The organism is Catenulispora sp. MAP12-49, assembly GCF_041262705.1.
Lineage (GTDB): Bacteria > Actinomycetota > Actinomycetes > Streptomycetales > Catenulisporaceae > Catenulispora.
The window spans coordinates 14,627-34,849 of the sequence record NZ_JBGCCP010000006.1; the positions used below are offsets into that span (position 1 = coordinate 14,627).

The 20,223-nt window shown below is 72.3% G+C and carries 14 protein-coding genes; 10 read left to right on the forward strand and 4 right to left on the reverse strand.

What is annotated here, in order from left to right:
• The first annotated feature begins 110 nt into the window (after positions 1-110).
• Both ABIA35_RS14185 and ABIA35_RS14190 read left to right on the forward strand, forming a co-directional pair.
• Entirely contained in the window at positions 111-1,385 is a 1,275-nt protein-coding gene (locus ABIA35_RS14185; RefSeq protein WP_370358178.1) for an MFS transporter, read from the forward strand.
• Between the two features lie 37 nt (positions 1,386-1,422).
• A complete protein-coding gene (locus ABIA35_RS14190; protein ID WP_370358179.1) occupies positions 1,423-1,938 on the forward strand; it encodes a hypothetical protein in 516 nt (171 codons plus the stop codon).
• A gap of 10 nt (positions 1,939-1,948) precedes the next feature.
• Here the strand turns inward: ABIA35_RS14190 and leuS are convergent, their stop codons facing one another.
• The 3 genes from leuS to ABIA35_RS14205 form a co-directional block, all read right to left on the reverse strand.
• Positions 1,949-4,825: a leucine--tRNA ligase gene (gene leuS / locus ABIA35_RS14195; protein WP_370358180.1), complete on the reverse strand. Its 2,877-nt coding sequence runs from the start codon at positions 4,823-4,825 to the stop codon at positions 1,949-1,951.
• Between the two features lie 215 nt (positions 4,826-5,040).
• Positions 5,041-5,733, reverse strand: a complete 693-nt coding sequence (locus ABIA35_RS14200) for a lysoplasmalogenase (protein WP_370358181.1) — start codon at positions 5,731-5,733, stop codon at positions 5,041-5,043.
• 95 nt (positions 5,734-5,828) lie between these two features.
• On the reverse strand, positions 5,829-7,679 hold the full coding sequence (locus ABIA35_RS14205) for a phosphatidylglycerol lysyltransferase domain-containing protein (protein WP_370358182.1): 1,851 nt from the start codon (positions 7,677-7,679) through the stop codon (positions 5,829-5,831).
• Between the two features lie 211 nt (positions 7,680-7,890).
• Between ABIA35_RS14205 and ABIA35_RS14210 the strand changes: the two genes are divergently transcribed.
• Both ABIA35_RS14210 and ABIA35_RS14215 read left to right on the forward strand, forming a co-directional pair.
• Positions 7,891-9,237 (forward strand): peptidoglycan-binding protein, encoded by a 1,347-nt coding sequence (locus ABIA35_RS14210; RefSeq protein ID WP_370358183.1) that lies wholly within the window; start codon positions 7,891-7,893, stop codon positions 9,235-9,237.
• 264 nt (positions 9,238-9,501) lie between these two features.
• The gene (locus tag ABIA35_RS14215) at positions 9,502-11,436 is read left to right on the forward strand and encodes a peptidoglycan-binding protein (protein WP_370358184.1); all 1,935 of its coding nucleotides are present in this window, start codon (positions 9,502-9,504) and stop codon (positions 11,434-11,436) included.
• Positions 11,437-11,579: 143 nt separating this feature from the next.
• Here the strand turns inward: ABIA35_RS14215 and ABIA35_RS14220 are convergent, their stop codons facing one another.
• Positions 11,580-13,271, reverse strand: coding sequence for a hypothetical protein (locus ABIA35_RS14220; protein ID WP_370358185.1), 1,692 nt, complete (start codon positions 13,269-13,271; stop codon positions 11,580-11,582).
• A 192-nt stretch (positions 13,272-13,463) separates the two neighbouring features.
• On the opposite strand from ABIA35_RS14220, the gene ABIA35_RS14225 reads away from it, so the two are divergent.
• From ABIA35_RS14225 to ABIA35_RS14250, 6 genes are all read left to right on the forward strand, one after another.
• A complete protein-coding gene (locus ABIA35_RS14225; RefSeq protein ID WP_370338770.1) occupies positions 13,464-14,687 on the forward strand; it encodes a PucR family transcriptional regulator in 1,224 nt (407 codons plus the stop codon).
• Positions 14,688-14,767: 80 nt separating this feature from the next.
• A complete protein-coding gene (locus ABIA35_RS14230) occupies positions 14,768-15,961 on the forward strand; it encodes an acyltransferase domain-containing protein (protein ID WP_370358186.1) in 1,194 nt (397 codons plus the stop codon).
• Between the two features lie 56 nt (positions 15,962-16,017).
• A complete protein-coding gene (locus ABIA35_RS14235; protein WP_370338766.1) occupies positions 16,018-17,028 on the forward strand; it encodes a ketoacyl-ACP synthase III in 1,011 nt (336 codons plus the stop codon).
• 63 nt (positions 17,029-17,091) lie between these two features.
• The gene (locus ABIA35_RS14240) at positions 17,092-17,343 is read left to right on the forward strand and encodes an acyl carrier protein (RefSeq protein ID WP_370338764.1); all 252 of its coding nucleotides are present in this window, start codon (positions 17,092-17,094) and stop codon (positions 17,341-17,343) included.
• A gap of 92 nt (positions 17,344-17,435) precedes the next feature.
• Positions 17,436-18,680 (forward strand): beta-ketoacyl-ACP synthase II, encoded by a 1,245-nt coding sequence (gene fabF / locus ABIA35_RS14245; RefSeq protein WP_370338762.1) that lies wholly within the window; start codon positions 17,436-17,438, stop codon positions 18,678-18,680.
• 17 nt (positions 18,681-18,697) lie between these two features.
• The gene (locus ABIA35_RS14250; protein ID WP_370358187.1) at positions 18,698-20,164 is read left to right on the forward strand and encodes an acyl-CoA carboxylase subunit beta; all 1,467 of its coding nucleotides are present in this window, start codon (positions 18,698-18,700) and stop codon (positions 20,162-20,164) included.
• Positions 20,165-20,223 lie beyond the last annotated feature (59 nt).

Below are 20,223 nucleotides of genomic sequence, written 5' to 3' on the forward strand. Positions count from 1 at the left end.
CAACCGATGGTTGTGTCCGGGGCCCCTTCTGGTTGTTTGACCTGGGATTCAGCTCCCGGATTGGATGCCGTGGTCAGCCGATGGTTGTGGACGGGTGGAAGGGCGCGGGGATGGCAGACGGATCGAAGGGGACCGGCGGACGCAGGCTGGGGCGGCCGTTCGCCTGGCTGTGGTCCGCCTACGCGATCAGCACCCTGGGAACCTACTTCGCCTTCAACGCCTTCTCGCTGATCCTCATCCGGGTGCTGCACGCCGGCCCGGCACAGGTCGCGGCACTGTCGGCGTCCGGCGCGGCGGTCGGGGCGCTGGTGGCGGTGCCGCTGGGGCCGTGGGTGGAGTTCCGGCGCAAGCGGCCGGTGATGATGGCCATGGACCTGCTGCGCTTCGGCGCGCTGCTGACGATCCCGGTCGCGTACGGCTTCGGCGTGCTGAGCTTCGCCCAGATGCTGGTGGTGTCGGTGGTCGTGGGGGCGGCGGACATCACGTTCACGGCGGCCAGCGGCGCGTATCTGAGGTCGCTGCTCCCGCGCGAGGACCTGCTGGCCGCCAACGGCCGGTTCGAGTCGACGCAGTGGTCGGCGGTCGTGATCGGGCCGCCGCTGGGCGGTGCGGCGTTCGCCCTGCTGGGGCCGGTGACGACCGTTGTGGCGGACGCGGCGAGCTACCTGCTGTCGGCACTCGGGATCCGCGCGATCGGGCCGGACAGCGAGCGGGTGGACAAACGCGAGCGCACCTCCGGCCTGCGCGCCGCCGACCTCGTCGCCGGCTGGCGCCACATCCTCGGCGACCCGACCCTGCGCCCCCTGTTCTTCAACAGCGCAGCGGTCAACGCGCTGATCATGGCCGGCGAACCGCTGCTCAGCATCCTGATGCTCGGCCGCCTCGGCTTCCCGCCCTGGGAGTACGGCCTTGCCTTCGCCGTCCCCTGCCTCGGCGGCCTGCTCGGCTCCCGCTTGGCCCCACATCTGGTCGCCCGCTACGGCCGCGCCGCGATCCTGCGCACCGCCGGCACGGTGCGCGCGCTCTGGCCGATCGGGCTGGCCTTCGTGGGCCGCGGCCTGCCCGGCCTGGCCCTGGTGATCGTGGTGGAGCTGGGCCTGATCACCACCATCAGCGTCTACGCCCCCGTTCTGGCGACCCACCGGCTGGAACACGCGGGGACGGACAACGTCACCAGAGTCCTGTCGGCGTGGTCGATCACCTCCAAGACCACGATCGCCGCGGCCACCGCCTTGTGGGGCCTGATCGCGACGGTGACGAGCCCCCGCTTCGGCCTCGCCCTGGCCGGCGCGCTGTTGCTGGCGACGCCGCTGCTCCTGCCGCGCCGGTCCGGGATACTGTCACGCCATGCTTCGGTTCCCGTTCTCGACTCGGCGGAGTCCTGACATCGATCAGCAACTCCGCGAGCGTATAGCCACGGCGATGGAGGGCATCACGACGTATCAGAGCCGCAGCCGGATGAAAGACCTGCGCCACAGCGGCCGCGACACGAGTTCCGTCAGCGAGTCCGACGCGGCCGGTGCCTACAGCCTTTGGCAGCACGAGCTCGAAGGCAAGCGGGTCATGACCGGCTTCACCGTCGACGGCGTCGGCTACCGGGCGGCTTCGGAACGCGAGCAGGCCCACACCGGGAAGACCTGGATCGCCTTCTCGACGCCCTGCGAAGGCGGCGGCGACTTGCGGGAAGACCTGCCTGTCCTGATCCGTATGGGATGGCGGGCCCAAGCCGAACGCATCACCACCGTCGACGATCCGCGGGCGCGGAAGATCGCCGCCTGGGTCCGCGACCACCGCGTCAGCGGTCATACGGTGACGGTGACGACCGCTGCCGACGACGGCGAGCTCCTCGGCCTGCACATGACGGCTGAACTCCCCCGCCGCCGCCGCGCGCGAGAAAGCCCGGCACCGACCGCCGAAGCGGTCGGCACCGGGCCGTGAGAAGCAGAACCTACGCCGGCACCACGTTCACCAGCTTCGGCGCCCGCACGATGACCGTCCGCACGCCGCGCCCCTCCAGCGCGCGCTGCACGCCCTCGGAGGCCAGCGCCAGCTCGCGCAGCGCGTCCTGGTCGATGCCCGGGGGGACCTCCAGGCGGTCCTTCACCTTGCCCGCGACCTGCACCACGCACGTCACCGTCTCGTCCACCAGGTACGCGGGGTCCGCGACCGGGTAGGCGGCGTGCGCCACGGGGCCGTCGTGGCCCAGGCGGGACCACAGCTCCTCGGCGATGTGCGGGGCGAACGGCGCGGTCAGGACCACCAGGGCCTCGGCGGCCGGGCGCGGGACCGCGGACAGCCGGGTCAGGTGGTTGTTCAGCTCGATCAGCTTGCTGATCGCGGTGTTGAAGCGCATGCCCTCCATGTCGGCGCGGGCGCCGTCGATGGTCTTGTGCAGGGCGCGCAGCGTGGCCTCGTCGGGCTCGGCGTCGACGACCGTGACCTCGCCGGTCTCCTCGTCGATCACGTTGCGCCACAGCCGCTGCAGGAAGCGGAAGCTGCCGATCGAGGCCCGGGTGTCCCAGGGCTTGGACATGTCCAGCGGGCCCATCGACATCTCGTAGATGCGCAGGGTGTCGGCGCTGTACTCGTCGATCATGTCGTCCGGCGAGATGACGTTCTTCAGCGACTTGCCGATCTTGCCGAAGTGCTGGGTCACCTCCTCGCCCTCGTAGACGAACCGGCCGTCGACGTCCTCGACCCGGGAGGCCTCGACGTAGATCCCGCGGGCGTCGGTGTAGGAGGCGCCCTGGATCATGCCCTGGTTGTACAGCTTGCGGAACGGCTCGGCGCTGGTGACCTGGCCCAGGTCGAACAGCACCTTGTGCCAGAAGCGCGCGTACAGCAGGTGCAGCACCGCGTGCTCGGCGCCGCCGACGTACAGGTCCACGCCGCCGGTGTCCGCGGGGTCCTGCGGGCCCATCCAGTACTTCTCGGCCGCGGCGTCGACGAACCGGTCGTCGTCGCCCGGGGACAGGTAGCGCAGGTAGTACCAGCACGAGCCGGCCCACTGCGGCATGGTGTTGGTCTCGCGGTGGTACTGCCGCGGGCCGTCGCCCAGGTCCAGGGTGACGTTCACCCATTCGGCGGCGCGGGCCAGCGGCGGCTCCGGGGCGCTGGTGACGTCGCCGGCCTCGAAGGTCTTCGGCGAGAAGTCCTCGACCTCCGGCAGCTCCAGCGGCAGCATCGACTCCGGCAGCGCCTTCGCGATGCCGGCCTCGGGGCCGTCGACCGCGTAGACGATCGGGAACGGCTCGCCCCAGTAGCGCTGGCGCGAGAACAGCCAGTCGCGCAGCCGGTAGGTGACGGTGCCCTCGCCGATGCCCTTGGCGGTCAGCCACTCGGAGATGGCGCGGATCGCGGCCGGGACCGGCAGCCCCTCCAGCGACACCTCGTCGTTGGCGGAGTTCGTGATCTGCGCGGTCTTCGAGTCGTAGGCCTCGGTCCAGTCCTCGACGTTCTCCGACCACTCCGCCGGCGGCGCCACGACGATCCGCATCGGCAGGTCGAAGGCCCGCGCGAACTCGAAGTCGCGCTGGTCGTGCGCGGGCACCGCCATGATGGCGCCGGTGCCGTAGCCCATCAGCACGTAGTCGGCGATGAACACCGGCACGCCCTCGCCGTCGACCGGGTTCACCGCGAACGTGCCGGTGAACACGCCGGTCTTCTGCCGGCCCTCGGTCTGCCGCTCGACCTCGGTCTTGGCCGCGGCCAGCGCGCGGTAGGCGGCGACGGCCTCGGCCGGGGTGGCGTGTCCGCCAGTCCACTTCTCACGGGTGCCGGCCGGCCACTCCTCGGCCACGAAGGAGTCGACCAGCTCGTGCTCCGGCGCCAGCACCATGTACGTGGCGCCGAACAGCGTGTCGGGGCGCGTCGTGAAGATCTCGATGGTCTTCTCGGAGCCGTCGACGGCGGTGACGGGGAAGTGCACGCGCGCGCCCTCGGAGCGCCCGATCCAGTTGCGCTGCTGCAGCTTGATCGGCTCGGGCCAGTCCAGCCGGTCCAGGTCGGCCAGCAGCCGGTCGCCGTACTTGGTGATGCGCATCATCCACTGGCGCAGGTTGCGCTTGAACACCGGGTAGTTGCCGCGCTCGGAGCGGCCGTCCGCGGTGACCTCCTCGTTGGACAGCACGGTGCCCAGGCCGGGGCACCAGTTCACCGGGGCCTCGGCGATGTAGGCCAGGCGGTACGAGTCGATGATCGTCGCCTGCTCCTGCGCGGCCAGGTCCTGCCAGGCCCGGCCGTCCGGGGTCCGGCGCGCGCCGGAGGCGAACTGCCCGATCAGCATGCTGATCGGCCGGGCCCGGTCGGCCTGGTCGTCGTACCAGGAGTTGAAGATCTGCAGGAAGATCCACTGCGTCCACTTGTAGAAGGACACGTCGATGGTCGACACCCCGCGCCGGGTGTCGTGGCCGAAGCCGATGCGGTGGATCTGCTCCTTGTAGCGCGCGATGTTGCGCTCGGTGCTGACCCGCGGGTGGATGCCGTGCTCGACCGCGTACTGCTCGGCGGCCAGGCCGAAGGCGTCGAAGCCGATCGTGTGCAGCACCTTGTGGCCGGTCATCATCTTGTACCGGCCCAGCACGTCGGTCGCGATGTAGCCCAGCGGGTGGCCGACGTGCAGGCCGGCGCCGGAGGGGTACGGGAACATGTCCAGGATGTAGGCCTTGGGCTCCTGGGTGTCCGCCGGACAGTCGGGAACCTCGAAGGTGTGGTGCGCGGCCCAGTACTCCTGCCACCTCGGCTCGATCTCGGCCGCTACGGAGGCGGTGTACCGGAACTTGGGGTCGTCGCTCGCGGGCTTGGGCTGTGTGGTCTGCTCGCTCATCGTCGTCTCAGTCCTCAAGATACGTCTGGTCAGAATCACGTCTGGGTCTGTCATGAAGGTCCGCGCTGGAAATGAAAAAGCCCCTCGCGCATGGAGGGGAGCCGCGCTGACCGGAGCCTTGGGCGGCCCCGTCCTGTTTCAGCGCGGCGAACTAAGAAGCAGCGTCACAGCCCGCATGCCTCAAGGGTACCAGCGACGGCCTGGCGATATCCGCCCTACCTGCGGACCAGTCCCAGGACCAGCAGGATCTGCGCAAGGTGGTACGTGACGATGATCGGCACGTCGAGCTCCCAGTCCTTGCGGACGAACCGGGTCCACCCGATCATCGCGTCCGACACCGCGAACAGCAGCGCGCCGGGGATGATGCGCAGATCGCCGGTCCACCAGGCCGCGACCACCATCAGCGAGATGACGCTGACGTAGGCCAGCACCGGGACGCCCAGAGCCGGGTCCTCCTCGGCGGCCGCTCGCTGGACGCGCAGACCCACGGTCGCGAACATCGCGCCGGCCAGGACCAGACCGGTGATGACGAAGGAGATCGCGTAGCCGCCGTGCGCGTGCAGCCGGACGAAGGCCGCGATGTAGGCGACGTGCGCGAGCAGGAAGGCGCCCAGGCCGAGCACGAAGTTCCGGTCGGCGGACGGGGAGTCCTCCGGCAGCATCAGGAAGACGTCGCCGACCAGGCTCAGGACCAGCGCCGCGACCATGGTGACCAGCAGGTGGGCCGGGGTGTCGTGGGCGTCCGCGATGGCCAGGGCCGCGCCGATCAGCAGGACCATGGTCAGCGGCTTGGCGGCGTACTCCGCGCGCCGCGTTCCCGGCGAGGCCGGGTCCATGGTCCGGCGCGAGACGGCGGTCCAGTCGGCGATCGCGGCCACGAGGGTGAGCAGGGTCAGGGTGAGGGGCACAGCGGAAAGCTACTACTCGGTAGCTTCGCTGTCAGCAGTGCTGTGCGCGACAGCTCTCTCTGCTCTCTCTGTATATATGTGCGTCGTATAAATGTTCAGGCTTCGCGCTCTTGCTCCGGGCCCGGTTCATCAGGGGGCTCGGGGAGATCGACCTGCACCGGCACGGCCACCGGGGCCGCCGCCAGCTCCGGCTCGCGGCGCAGCCGCAGGAACCGCGGCGTCGGGAACGCCAGGAACCCCTCGGCCCGCCCCGCGGCGATGGCGATGCGCGCCAGGTCCCGGGCCTTCGGGAAGCACAGGTAGCGCGGCTCCCACACCGGCCGGTACTTCATGTTGGCCCGGTACAGCGACTCCAGCTGCCACCAGCGCGAGAACACCGACAGCACCACCCGGGCCAGGCGCAGGAACGGCCCGGCCCCGATGCGGCCGGCCCGCTCGAAGATGCTGCGGAACATCGCGAAGTTCAGCGAGACGCGCTCCACGCCGTGCCGCGGGCCGGCCTTGATCAGGTCGATGACCATGAACTCCACCAGGCCGTTCTCGGTGCCGCGCTCGCGCCGCATCAGGTCCAGCGAGAGCCCCTTGGTCCCCCACGGCACGAAGGACAACAGCGCGCGTAGCGCCCCGTCGCCGTCCAGGCATTCGACCATCACACACTGGCCGTCCGCCGGATCGCCGAGCCGGCCCAGCGCCATCGAGAAGCCGCGCTCGACGCTGCCGTCGCGCCAGTCGTCGGCCCGGCGCACCAGGGCCGCCATCTCCTCGGACGGGATCTCGGCGTGGCGCCGGATCCGGGTGGTGTAGCCGGCGCGCTCGACCCGGTTGTAGGCCTGCCGGACCACGCGCATCGCGCGGCCCTCCAGCGTGAACTCCTCGACCTCGACCACCGCCTCGTCGCCGAGTTCGACAGCGTCCAGGCCGAACCGGGCCAGGACCTTGCCGCCCTCCTCGGAGGACCCCATCACCGCCGGGACCCACGCGTGCTCGCGGGCCTCGGCCAGCCACGCCTCGATCGCCCCGGGCCAGGCCTCGATGTCGCCGATCGGATCGCCGGAGGCCAGCGACACCCCGCCCACCGGCCGGTAGGCGATCGCCGCCTTGCCCGACGGGGACCACTTGACCGCCTTGTCCCGGCGCAGGTTGAAATAGCCCAGCGAGTCCTGGTCGCCGAACTTGTCCAGCAGGGTGCGCAGCCGGTCGTCGTCCTCGGGCTGGTGCCGGACGGTCCCGCGGCGCGGCTGGAACAGCGCCCAGGCCACCGCCAGGATCATCACACTGCCGATCAGGTTGACCGTGACGTCCACCCAGTGCGGCACCTGCACGGCGGTGTCGTACCACCAGATCCCGGTCCCGGCCATGCCGGCCTTGAGCGTGTATAGCGCCTGATCGCCCAGGTCGGTGGCGGGGTTGGCGTCGTTCCAGGCCACCAGGGTGACGCCGAGCACCGTCGAGAGCGCCAGCGACACCGCGAGCACCACCAGGGCCAGCCGGAAGTTGGCGGCGTCGAAGACGGCGTAGAACTCCTTGCGGGCCCAGATCACCAGGCCGATGAACAGCGCCTGGATCACGAACGACACGATCAGCGGCGCCAGCGGCTGCAGGTCGGAGGAGGTGACGTTGTAGAGCAGCGCACTGATCGCCAGCCAGCCCAGCGGCCCGACGAACAGCCCCAGCACCATCAGCAGCCACCAGGCGATCCGCTTGCGCCGGCGCACTGCCGCGGCCAGCATCAGCATCAGCACGCCGAAGCCGATCGAGGGCACGCCGAGCAGGAAGCCCAGGCTGAACAGGATGTAGTCCGGCAGCCGGTCGATGCGCTCGTTGGTGCGCGGCGAGAGCGCCGACAGGATCGAGGCCAGCGCCACGATCCGGCAGTACCAGACCAGCAGCATCGGGATCCGGGCGCGGAAGCGCTGAGCGCGGCTCGCAGTCGCGGTCTCCGTCATCCGAACCCTTACCTCCGGCTGTGTATGGTTTCGAAGCTGATAGCCGTCCAATCTACTCAACGCCCGGGTTCATCCTGGAGTGCCGGAAGCGGAGCGTGGCGGGTCGGGCCTTTCGGGCAGGCGTGCCGGGGATTACTGGTACTCTCCGGGTCACCGCGGGTGGGGCGGTTACCAATGCGATCACTGGCGGACGATGTTGGGGGCAGACCCGATGGAGCAACAGCCCGGACGGCGGCAGCCTGGACGGCAAGGCCAGGGACGCCCCGGCGGGAACCGGTCGCAGCGGCCGCCCGAGGACTACGTCGAGGACGACCCGACGATGGTGCGGCCGTTCGTCCAGGCCAGGTCCGGCGGCCCCGCCTCTGGCGGTCCCAACCCGGGCGGCCCCGACTCTGGCAGCCCAAACTCTGGCGGCCCCGACTCCGGCGGCGGACGCCGCGCACGTCAGGGTGCTGACGGCGGGGCGCCCGGCGGGCGGTCCCGCCAGAACGGGCGCCAGCAGCCGAACGGACGCGCCGGCGACGGCGGCCGCAATCCGCAGAACGGACGCGGCCGGCCGAACGGCGCGGGCCCGGGTGCCGGCGTCCCCAATCCCCGGCCGCCGCGGGACACCGACCCGCGCCAGGTCCCCGGGCTGGTCTCCACCCCGATGCCGCCGCCGCGCGCGGTGGCCCGGCACACCCCGCCGCGGCAGCCGGAACCGGCCCCGGACCTGAGCGACCTGACCACGACGATGCCGCTCCTGGCCGTGCCCGCCGACGAGGGATACGACGGCTATGACGGCCATGCCGGTCACGACGGCTATGACGGTTACGACGACCGCGACGGCCGCCCGGACTACGACAACGCCCCGCCCGGCGAGCACGGGCACTACCACGACGACGCCGACAACGGCCGGCACCGCGGCAGCGGCCGCCCGCCGCGCGCGCTGAAGGTCGGCGCGCTCCTGGCCGGCGTGGCGGTGGTCAGCGTGGCCGCGTACAGCGTGCTCGGCGGCGGTTCGGGTTCGCCGGCGGCGGGACCGGCGGCCGCCGGGGCCGCCACCACGACCGGGGCGGCCGGCGCCCCCGGCACGCCCTCGGACAGCAGCGCGCCCGCCGCGCCGGTGCCGACCGGCACGACCTCGGGCACCAGCGCGTCGTCGTCGAGCACCCCGTCGCCGTCGCACACCACGAAGACGTCGGCGTCGAAGACCTCGTCGTCCTCGCACCCCTCGACGTCGAGCAGCTCCTCGATGGCGTCGCGGCCGAGCAGCGCGCCGCCGAGCACGGCCGGCACCTCGGCGGTCCCGCCGCCGTCGCCGAGCACGCCGTCGCCGACGTTCACGAGCCTGGGACCGGGCTCCAGCGGCCCGGCGGTCTCGCAACTTCAACAGAACCTCAAGGCATGGGGCGGCTACTACGGGTGGCCGAACCTGAAGGTGACAGGCAAGTGGGACCAGGCCACCACCAACGCGGTGCAGGCGTTCCAGGACAACACCCCAGGCACCAGCCCGCCCGACCCGTACGGGACATACGGCCCGGCCACGGACAAGGCGTTACAGCAGGCCGTGGGCTGATAGCCGGATTCGGGCCCCGGGACGAACATCAGAGTGATAGCGTCGGTGATCGCCCGAAGTCGCGCCACGCCACGAAGGACGTCACGGAGGCAGACATGTCCGCGCCGCAGCAGCCTTTGGAGCCCGACTTACCCGGGGTACCAGTGCGGTCGCACTACGCGGCGGACAGCCTCCGCCACGAGCCCGCGACCGGCACCGAATCCCCGCGAGAGCAGACCGAAGCCGGCGCCACCCGGCCCCGGCCCGCGAACGGAGGAGTTCAGCGTGGCTGAGACGAACGACGGCGGCCGTCGCCCGGCCCCGAGACAGACGCGCGCCGTGCCCGGCCAGAACCGGGGCGCGAGCGCGCCGCACACCGAGAGCAACCTGCCGATGACGCAGCCCCGGGTCCCGGACCCGTCGTGGCTGCCTGGTTCCGGACAGGGGCAGAGCCAGGTGACCGGGTACGGACAGCAGCCGGGCGGTCGCGGACCGCAGGCGGGTGCTCATCCGGGCGCGGGTGCCAGTGCGGCACAGGGTGCGCAGCATCCTTCGTTCCAGCCTCGGCCGAGCGCTCCGCAGCAGGGCGCCGCGGGACAGCATCCGTCGTTCCAGCCGCGTCCGTACGCGCCGCAGCAGCCCGCCGCCGGACAGCATCCGTCGTTCCAGCCCCGGCCGGGCGCTCCGGGCGCTCAGCCTGCTCCGGCGCAGCAGCATCCTTCCTTCCAGCCGCGCCCGAACGCGCCGCAGGCTGGGATGCCGGCCGCACCGCAGCATCCGTCGTTCCAGCCGCGCCCGGCCCAGCCGCAGTCCGCGGCTCCCTCCGGCCAGCACCCCTCGTTCCAGCCCCGGCCGAACGCGCCGCAGCCCGGGATGCCGAGCGCCGCGGCCCAGCAGTCCGCCGCACCGCAGCACCCCTCGTTCCAGCCCCGACCGGCTGCTCCCGAGGGCCGAAGCGCCCTCCCCCAGCGCCAGTCGACGGCCCCGGCCGCCCAGGGTGCCGAGGGCCTCACCCGCGACCTGCGGACCCCGGCGCCGTCGCGGCGTCCGGAGCCCGAGTGGTTGCGGGCCGCCGAGGAGCGCCGCATAGCCGGCTCCGCCTCCGGCGGCGACTCGCGGCTGCCTGAGCGCCGCACCGAGATCACGCGGTTGTCCGAGCGGGCGATCGGACAGGAACTGTTCCGGCGCCCGGTCGACGAGACCACGGTGATGCCCTCGTCGGGGTCCGGGTACTTCGGCGGCGGCGATGACGACGACCTGCCCCCGTTCGGCCGCGGCGGCTCCGACGGCCCCTCCGGCGGCCGGCACCGGGGCCCGCGGCGTCCCGCGTTCCGGGCCGCCGTGCCGATCGCGGCGGTGCTCGCGGCCGGCGGCGGCGCGCTCGGGCTGGTGCACGCGGTGTCCTCCGGGGCTCCCGGCTCGGCCGTGGACATGGCGTCGGGGAACAACAACTCGACCATCACCACCGACCTGAGCAACGCGCCCTCCGACGGCTCCACCGGGGCCAACCCGGCCAGCTCCGATCCGGCGACCTCGCCGCTGGACGCGACCACCTCCGGCGGCGATTCGCTCTCCGCGCCGAACCCCGGCCAGCAGACCAGCGCCCCCGGCTCGCGCAGCACGGCGCCCAGCACGTCGACCACCGCCGGCGGCACGTCCTCCGCGCCGGGCACGCCGCTCACCTCGGCGCCCGGAATCCCGTCCAACGGCCCGATCTCGAGCACCCAGCCGGGCGCCCCGGCCACCAGCCCGGTCTCCACCACGCCCAGCACCCCGGGCGCCCCGACCGGCACCTCGTCGGACCCCGGCACGCCGGCCCCGCCGACCTCGTCGCTGCCGAACACCCCGGTCTCCAGCACGCCCGGCACCCCGGGCACGCCCACGACCCCGACGCCGACCACCCCGACGACGCCGACCCCGACCACCCCGGCGCCGACACCCACCTCCTCGGCTCCCAGCACCCCGGACCCGAGCACCCCGCAGATCTCCCCCAGTGCGGGCACCCTGCAGGCCGGCGACACCGGCCCGAACGTCTCCATCCTGCAGACCCTGCTGGACCGCCTCGGCACCCCCACCTGGGTCCCGGTGACCGGGGTCTACGACACCCGCACCACCGACGCCGTCGCCTACGTGCAGAACATGCTCAACATCACCGCCGACCCGCGCGGCATCTGCGGACCGACCACCGCCGCGGCGATCAACACGCTGGCCGCTCACTGAGGCCGGCGCCGACGCCGACACTGAAAGGTCGCGCCGGGACCGGGAAACTCCCGGCGCGACCATAAATCGTGGGTAGAGACGGGTAGAGATGCGGGCTGGTCGCGGGCTGGGTCGCGGGCTGGGTCGCGGGCGCGGATCAGCGCTCAGCAATCCGGCCCGTAAAGCCGGTAATACCGCTCCACCAACCCGCTCTCAACGATCGCCGCATCCGTCCGCGCCACATCGTGCCCGGCCGAGAACCCGTGCCCGGGCCGCGCCAGCGTGCACGCGCCCCAGGCCAGCACCGCCATCGTCAGGTCCGACTGCCGCACCGGCCCACGGTCTCCGCGCGATGAGGGCACTTGCAGCACGTCGGCCAGGACCGTGACCGGTCCGTTCGCCAGCGTGTACCGGACCCCCACGCGCGCCACCTCCTCGACCCGCTCGGCACGCTCGGCCAACCCGCGCACGTCGATCTCCGAGCCGCACCCGGACACGCTCGCGATGAAGCAGTCCCCGGGCAGGAAGTCCAGGTCCTCGCCACCAAGGCTGGTGCGTCCGGTCGCGGACACGATCAGAGTCGGCCGATGGCCGTCCAGCAACGCGGCCAGGTCCGGCGCGGTCAGGAACCCGGCCTCGTGCGCCGCGACCAGCTTCCGCCACCCGGTGTCGTGCACCGCGACCCGCATCCGCTGGCCCCGCAGCACCGCCGCCACCTGGGCACCGACCGTGCCATAGCCGACGACCAGCGCGGACGCCTCGTCGAAGGACTCCCCCGGCAGCAGGTCGCGGATCGAGCGCACCACGGACTCGGCGATCCAGTGCGCCTCGATGCCACGCTTCACCGCACTGCGCGCCGCGCTGAACACCGGCAGGGACAGGGGTAGGGACGGGGGCAAGCGCACCAGCGCCGCGCCATCGGCAGTGTCGGCAGCGCCATCGGCAGCAGTGTCGGCAGCGGTATCGACATCGGCATGGCCATCGGTACCGGTGCCGGTGTTGGTGCCGGTGTTGGTGCCGGTGTTGGTGCCGGTGTTGGTGCCGGTGTTGGTGTCGGCGTCGCTGTCCGCGTCGGCGTCGCCGTCGGCGTCGTCGAGCCCTTCAACACCCGACACCGACTGCTCGACCAGCCCCCGAAACCACGGCAGCAGCTCCGGCGCGAGCCTGGTCAGCGCCGCCAGCACCTGCCCGCCGTCGTCGATCACCACGCTCGGTTCGGCGACCCGCGCCGCGTGCCGCCGCAGCGCGGTCTCCGCGTCGGACAGCGGCAGGACCGCGATGCCGAGGCCGGCCAGATGGGCTTCCACCCGCTGCCGCAGTTTGTACGGATAATCCTTCTTCAGCACCGTCATCGCCTCGGGCCGCGCGCCGAGCGCGATCAGCGTCTGGGCCTGCACCACCAGGTCCGACAGCAGGTGCCCGACCAGCACCACCCCGCATTTTCCGAGCGGCTTGTCCGGGACCTGCTCCGGCAGCCCGGCCAGCAGCGGCAGTTGCGTGGCGAAGGAGTCGGTCTCGAACACGGTGAACGGCACGCCTTCCAGACACCCCAGGGCCCGCGCCGCGTCCGCTTCGCCGACCTCCGTGCAGTTCAGCAGCGTCGCGGACAGCACCAGTTGCGCGTTGCCCCGGTCGCGGGGCCGGCACGCCGGGGCGATGGCGATCAGCATGCTGCCATTACCGCCGGCGCCGAGCGGGACCAGCCACGCGCCCGGGCCGAGGCGGTGCCGCCGCGCGGCGGCCGGGAACGCCGCCTCGATCCGATCCAGCACCTCGGCCAGCACCAGGCGGCCCTGTTCGGCGGTACCCTGGAGCTCGGTGATCGCGGTGGAGGGGCCGCGGTGGTGCATGTCCATCACAGCCCACGTATACCAGATTGCTGCGAATCGACCGTTTCACCACGCGCCCGGCCGCGACTAGTCATGCATATGACGAAGGCCGGGGAAGTCCGGCGAACCCCTGGCAGACGCCTGTGCGTCGCGTCACAGAGCGGACCGGTGCCGGGAACGTGGACACGGCCGTCCCATTCCGTGAGCGAGAATGAGGAGATGACCACCGGCCCGACTGACGACCTCACCCCCGCGCAACGGGCGGCCGCGGTCCGCCGCCTGGAGAAGGCGATCGGCTCGCTGGCCGGGGTGGCCATCCAGCGGATGGAAGAGCGCCTGGCCTGGTACCGGGCCATGCCGCCGGACAACCGCTCCTGGATCGGCCTGGTCGTGCAGGCCGGGATCGCGGCCTTCGTGGAGTGGTTCCGCAACCCGCAGGACCGCACCGCGATCAGCGCCGACGTCTTCGGCACCGCCCCGCGCGAGCTGACCCGCTCGGTGACGCTGCGCCAGACCGTCGAGCTGGTCCGCACGACGATAGAGGTGGTCGAGGAGGGCATCGGCCAGATCGCGCAGGGTCCCACGGAGCAGGCGGCGCTGCGCGAGGGCATGCTGCGCTACTCCCGCGAGATCGCCTTCGCCGCCGCGCAGGTCTACGCGCAGGCCGCGGAGCTGCGCGGGGCGTGGGACGCGCGGCTGGAGGCGCTGGTCGTCGACGAGCTGATGCGCGGCGACGTGCTGGACGACACCGTGCGCTCCCGCGCCGCGGCCCTGGGCTGGGACAGCGCCTCGGGCCTGGTGGTCGTGGTCGGCACCACCCCCAAGCCGCTGGACAACCGGGAGAACGTCCGGCAGCACACCGCGCTGGTCGCCGACGCCGTGCACCGCGCCGCGCGCCGGGCCCGGCTGACCGTGCTCACCGGGGTGCAGTCGGACCGGCTGGTGGTGATCATCGGCGGCGCCGAGGACCCGCTGACGGCGACCCGGGCGCTGGCCAACGAGTTCGGGCCGGGACCGCTGGTGATCGGCCCCGTTGTCGAAGACCTCCTGTCGGCGGGCATTTCCGCCCAAGCCGCCCTGTCGGCTCTGCGGGCCGCCGGCGCCTGGCCGGACGCCCCGCGCCCGGTCCTGGCCGCCGAACTGCTGCCCGAGCGGGCCCTGGCCGGCGACGAGGCGGCGAAGGCCCAACTGGTCACCGAGGTCTACCGGCCGCTGGAGTCCGCGGGCGCGGCTCTGCTGGAAACCGTCTCGGCGTATCTGGAACAGGCCGCTTCCCTGGAGAGCGCCGCCCGGATGCTGTTCGTTCATCCCAACACCGTGCGGTACCGGCTGAAAAGGGTGAGCGACCTCACAGGGCTCAATCCCGCGCAGCCGCGCGCGGCGTTCACCCTCCATATGGCGCTGGCCTTGGGAAGGCTGGCGGGGCCCGCTAACGGTTTGTAGGAAACCTCCAAGATCCAGACCAAGATCTTCGTCCGCCCCGCTAAAGGCAATCTCGCGGTTGACGAACGAGAGTGAATGACGTGCTAGTTCTCGTCGCGCCGGGCCAGGGTGCCCAGACCCCAGGATTTCTCACCCCGTGGCTCGAAGTCCCGGGTTTCGCCGACCGGCTGACCTGGTGGTCCGCCGTGTCCGGCCTGGACCTGGTGCACTACGGCACCGAGGCCGACGCCGACACCATCAAGGACACCGCGGTCGCGCAGCCGCTGCTGGTCGCCGCCGGCATCGCCTCGGCGCTGGCGCTGTTCCCGCACCCGGCCGACGCCTTCAAGATGGTCGGCGCGGCCGGCGGCCACTCCGTCGGCGAGATCACCGCCGCCGCGGGCACCGGCGTCATCAGCGCCGAGGCCGCCATGGTCTTCGTCCGCGAGCGCGGCCGGCTGATGGCCCAGGCCGCCGCCGTCACCCCGACCGGCATGACCGCCGTGCTCGGCGGCGAGCGCGACGTGGTGCTGGCCAAGATCGCCGAGCACAACCTCATCCCGGCCAACAACAACGGCGCCGGCCAGATCGTCGCCGCCGGCACGCTGGAGGACCTGGCCCGCTTCCAGGACGACGCCCCGGCGGGGGGGCGCCTGCGGCCGCTGAGCGTGGCCGGCGCCTTCCACACCCAGCACATGGGCTCGGCCGTGGAGCAGCTCTCCACGCTGGCCAAGGGCATCACCACCCGCGACCCGCGCACCCGCCTGGTGTCCAACGCCGACGGCGCGGTCGTGCACGACGGCCGCGAGGTGCTGCGCCGCCTGGTCGCGCAGGTGTCGAACCCCGTGCGCTGGGACCTGTGCATGGATACATTCGGCGAACTCGGGGTAACCGGCATCCTTGAGGTGCCGCCGGCCGGCACCCTGACGGGTCTGGCCAAGCGCGCCCTCAAGGGCGTGGAGACCTTCGCCTTGAAGACGCCGGACGACCTGGACGCCGCGCGCGAGTTCGCCGCCAAGCACGCCGAACCCGCCGAGGCCAACGAACTGGACGCCGCCCCGACCTGGCGCCTGGTGATCGCCCCCCACGGGGGCACGGTGCGCCGCGGCGCGCTCGAGGCCGGGGACAAGATCGTGCCGGACACCGCCGTGGCGACCGTGGTCGCGCGCGGCGGCGAGCACGAGATCACGGTGCGGCACGAGGGCCAGGTCCTCGAGTGGCTCGTGGAGGACGGGGATCCGGTCGCGCCGGGGCAGCCGCTCTTGCGCGTCCATCCGACGGGCTCGCTCGCTTAGGGCCCGTCCCCAGCGAAGTCCCGGCCGGCCCGACAGTCGAAAGAGGGGATCCGATCATGGCAGTCATCAGGGAGAAGCAGGGCGCGGCCCACACCCGCATCATGGGTGTCGGCGGCTACGTGCCCAGCCGAGTCATCGACAACGAAGAGGTCTGCACCTGGATAGACTCCTCCGACGAGTGGATCCGGACGCGCTCGGGCATCGCCGAGCGCCGTTGGGCCACGCCGGAGGAGACCGTCCTGGAGATGGCCGTCGAGGCCTCCGGCAAGGCGCTGGCCGCCGCCGGGATCTCCGGGGACCAGGTCGGCGCGATCATCGTGGCCACGGTGTCGCACTTCGCCCAGACCCCCGCCCTGGCCTGCCTCGTCGCCGACCGTCTGGGCACCAACGGCGCCGCCTACGACATCTCGGCCGGCTGCGCGGGCTTCTGCTACGGCGTGGCGCAGGCCTCGGACATGGTCAAGGCCGGCACCGCCGAGTACGTGCTGGTGATCGGCGTGGAGCGGCTGTCCGACCTGACCGACATCCACGACCGCGGCACCGCCTTCATCTTCGGCGACGGAGCCGGCGCGGTGGTGATAGGCCCGTCCGACACCCCCGGCATCGGCCCGGTGGTGTGGGGCTCCGAGGGCGACAAGTACGGCACCATCACGCAGACCTTCCCCTGGGGCCAGGCCCCGGAGCCGGAGGAGGACGGCGGCGAGGTGCGCGGCCCGTTCCTGCAGATGGAGGGCCAGGCGGTCTTCCGCTGGGCCTCCTACCAGATGGCCGAGGTCTCGCTGAAGGCGCTGGCCGAGGCCGGCATCACCGCCTCCGACCTGGACGCCTTCATCCCGCACCAGGCCAACATGCGCATCACCGACCGGCTGGTGAAGGTCCTGGACCTGCCCGAGCACGTACCGGTCGCCCGCACCATCGCCGAGTTCGGCAACAACTCCGCGGCCACCATCCCGCTGGCCATGGAGCGCATGCTCAACGACGGCTCGGCGCCGCACGGCGGCCTGGCCCTGCTCATCGGTTTCGGGGCGGGTCTGGTCTACGCGGCGCAGGTCGTTAGTCTCCCCTAGGGCTTCGCGGCTACGCGGATCCCGTTCATCCCAATAAAGAAAACAACGAAGGAGCGCCACACAATGGCTCTGACCCAGGAAGAGATCCTCGCGGACCTCGCCGAGATCGTCGAAGAGGTCGCCGGCGTCGACGCCGCCGACGTGCAGCTGGACAAGTCCTTCACCGGCGACCTGGACGTCGACTCGCTGACCATGGTCGAGGTCGTCGTGGCCGCCGAGGAGAAGTTCAACGTGAAGATCCCGGACGACGCCGTCAAGGACCTGTCCACGGTCGGCGACGCGGTCGGCTACATCCAGAAGAACCAGGCGGCCTGAGCCACGAGCTAGGCCCGCTGTAACGCAGAACCCGCACTACGGCCGTCCGGCCGGCAGAACCCGTTTTGAACCAGAGATAGAAGGTAAGGCTCGTGACTGCTCGCAAGTCTGTTGTCGTCACCGGGGTCGGTGCGACCACGCCGCTCGGCGGGGACGCCGCCTCGTTCTGGGACGGGTTGCTGGCCGGACGCTCCGGGGTCCGCGATCTCACTGAGGACTGGGCCGAGCAGCTGCCGGTGCGCTTCGCCGCGCGGGTCGCCGTCGAGCCCTCCGCGCACCTCAAGCCGGTCGAGATGCGGCGCCTGGACCGCTCGGCGCAGTTCGCGCTGATCGCCGCCCGGGAGGCCTGGAAGGACGCCGGCTTCGACGGCAAGTCCGCCGAGCCGAACCGGCTGGGCGTCATGGTCGGCTCGGGCATCGGCGGCGTCACCACGCTGCTGAGCGCCTACGACGACCTGCTCAACAAGGGCCCGCGCGCGGTCGGCCCGCGCACCGTCCCCATGCTCATGCCGAACTCCCCGGCGGCCTACGTCGGCCTGGAGTTCGACGCCCGCGCCGGCGTGCACGCGCCGGTGTCGGCCTGCGCCACCGGCGCCGAGGCCGTCGGCCACGCCATCGAGATGATCCGCTCCGGCCGCGCCGACGTGGTGCTGGCCGGCGGCACCGAGGCGGCCATCCACCCGCTGCCGATCGCGGCCTTCGCCAACATGATGGCGATGTCCAAGCGCAACGACGACCCGCGGCACGCCTCCCGGCCCTTCGACGTCAGCCGGGACGGCTTCGTGCTCGGCGAGGGCGCCGGCATCCTGGTCCTGGAGTCGGCCGAGCACGCCGCCGCGCGCGGCGCCCGGGTCTATGCCGAGGCCGCCGGCGTCGGCTTCTCCGCCGACTCCCACGACATCGCCCAGCCCGAGCCCGACGGCCGCGGCGTCGCCGAGGCGCTGGCCTTCGCGCTGGAGGACGCCGACCTGTCGGCCGGCGACGTCAAGCACCTGAACGCGCACGCCACCAGCACCCCGCGCGGCGACCTCGCCGAGATCATGGCCTTCCGCAAGATCCTGGGCTCGGCCGCCGAGGACGTCGCGATCTCGGCCACCAAGTCCATGCACGGGCACCTGCTCGGCGGCACCGGCGCCATCGAGTCGGTGGCCACCGTCCTGGCCCTGCACCACCGCCAGGCCCCGCCGACGATCAACATCGAGACCCTGGACCCCGAGGTCACCCTGGACATCGTCCGCGACAAGCCGCGGGCGCTGCCCGAGGGCCAGATCGCGGCGCTCAACGACTCCTTCGGATTCGGAGGGCACAACGTGGTCGTGGCCTTCCGGTCCGTCTGAGATCGGAAGACACAGCGATGTCAGTGACCGAAACCGTGGCGGCGCCGGCGATCCCGGCGCCGGCCAAGCCCTCCCGCCCCTCCCGCGAGGATGACCCGCGCAACCCGGTCGGCCGCCTGGAGCGGCTGTTCGACGCCGGGACCACGGAGCTGCTGACCCCGGTCGACGACTCCGGCTTCCTGGCCGCGGCGGGCCTGATCGACGGCGTCCGCACCGTGGCCTACGCCTCGGACGCCACCATCCAGGCCGGCGCCATGGGCGCCACCGGCTGCCAGGTCATCCTGACCGCCTACGAGCACGCCATGGCCGCCGGCAGCCCGATCGTCGCGCTCTTCCACTCCTCCGGCGCCCGCCTGCAGGAAGGCGTGGCCTCGCTGCACGCGGTGGGCCAGGTCTTCGCGGCCATGACCCGGGCCAGCGGCAAGATCCCGCAGATCTCCGTGGTCCTGGGCCCGGCGGCCGGCGGCGCGGCCTACGGCCCGGCGCTGACCGACATCGTGATCCTGGGCCCGGCCGGCCGCATCTTCGTCACCGGCCCGGACGTGGTCCGCTCGGTCACCGGCGAGGACGTCGACGCGCTGCGCCTGGGCGGCCCCGAGCCGCACGGCCGGCGCTCCGGCGTGGTGCACGTCGTGGCCGACACCGACGACGCGGCGTACTCCAGCGCCCGCAAGCTGGCCGCGCTGCTGGGCGACCAGGGCACCCTGGACGTCTCGGCGGTCGAGGACCGCGACCTGGCGCACCTGCTGCCGGCCTCGCCGAAGCGCGCCTACGACGTCCACCCGCTGGTGAACGCGGTCTTCGACAAGGCCGGCGTGGAGCTGCACCCCAAGTGGGCCCCGAACGTGGTGACGGCGCTGGGCCGCTTCGGCGGCCGCACGGTCGGCGTCATCGCCAACAACCCGCTGCGCCTGGGCGGCTGCCTGGACTCGGCCTCGGCGGAGAAGGCGGCCCGCTTCGTGCGGATGTGCGACGCCTTCGGCGTCCCGCTGATCGTCCTGGTGGACGTCCCCGGCTACCTGCCCGGCGTCGGCCAGGAGTGGGACGGCGTGGTCCGCCGCGGCGCGAAGCTCCTGCACGCCTTCGCCGAGTGCGTGGTCCCGCGCGTCACCCTGGTGACCCGCAAGACCTACGGCGGCGCCTACATCGCGATGAACTCCCGGTCCCTGGGCGCCACGAAGGTCTACGCCTGGCCCACCGCCGAGGTCGCTGTCATGGGCGCGGTCGCCGCCGTCCGCATCATCCACCGCCGCAAGCTCGCCGAGGTCAGCGACGACATCCGCCCCCAGATGGAGCAGGAACTCGCCGCCGAGCACGAACTGGTCTCCGGCGGCGTCCAGCGCGCCATCGAGATCGGCGTCGTCGACGAGGTCGTGGAGCCCGCCGCTTCCCGCGGCGCCATCGCGGCGGCCATCGCCGCAGCGCCCGGCGGCATCGGCGGAGGTGCGCTGGTGCGCGGGCAGCATGGGAACATCCCGCTGTAGCTGCTGTAGGGTCAGCCCTCGGCTTTGCGCTTTCGCGCTGGTCGGGGGCTGATTCGTTT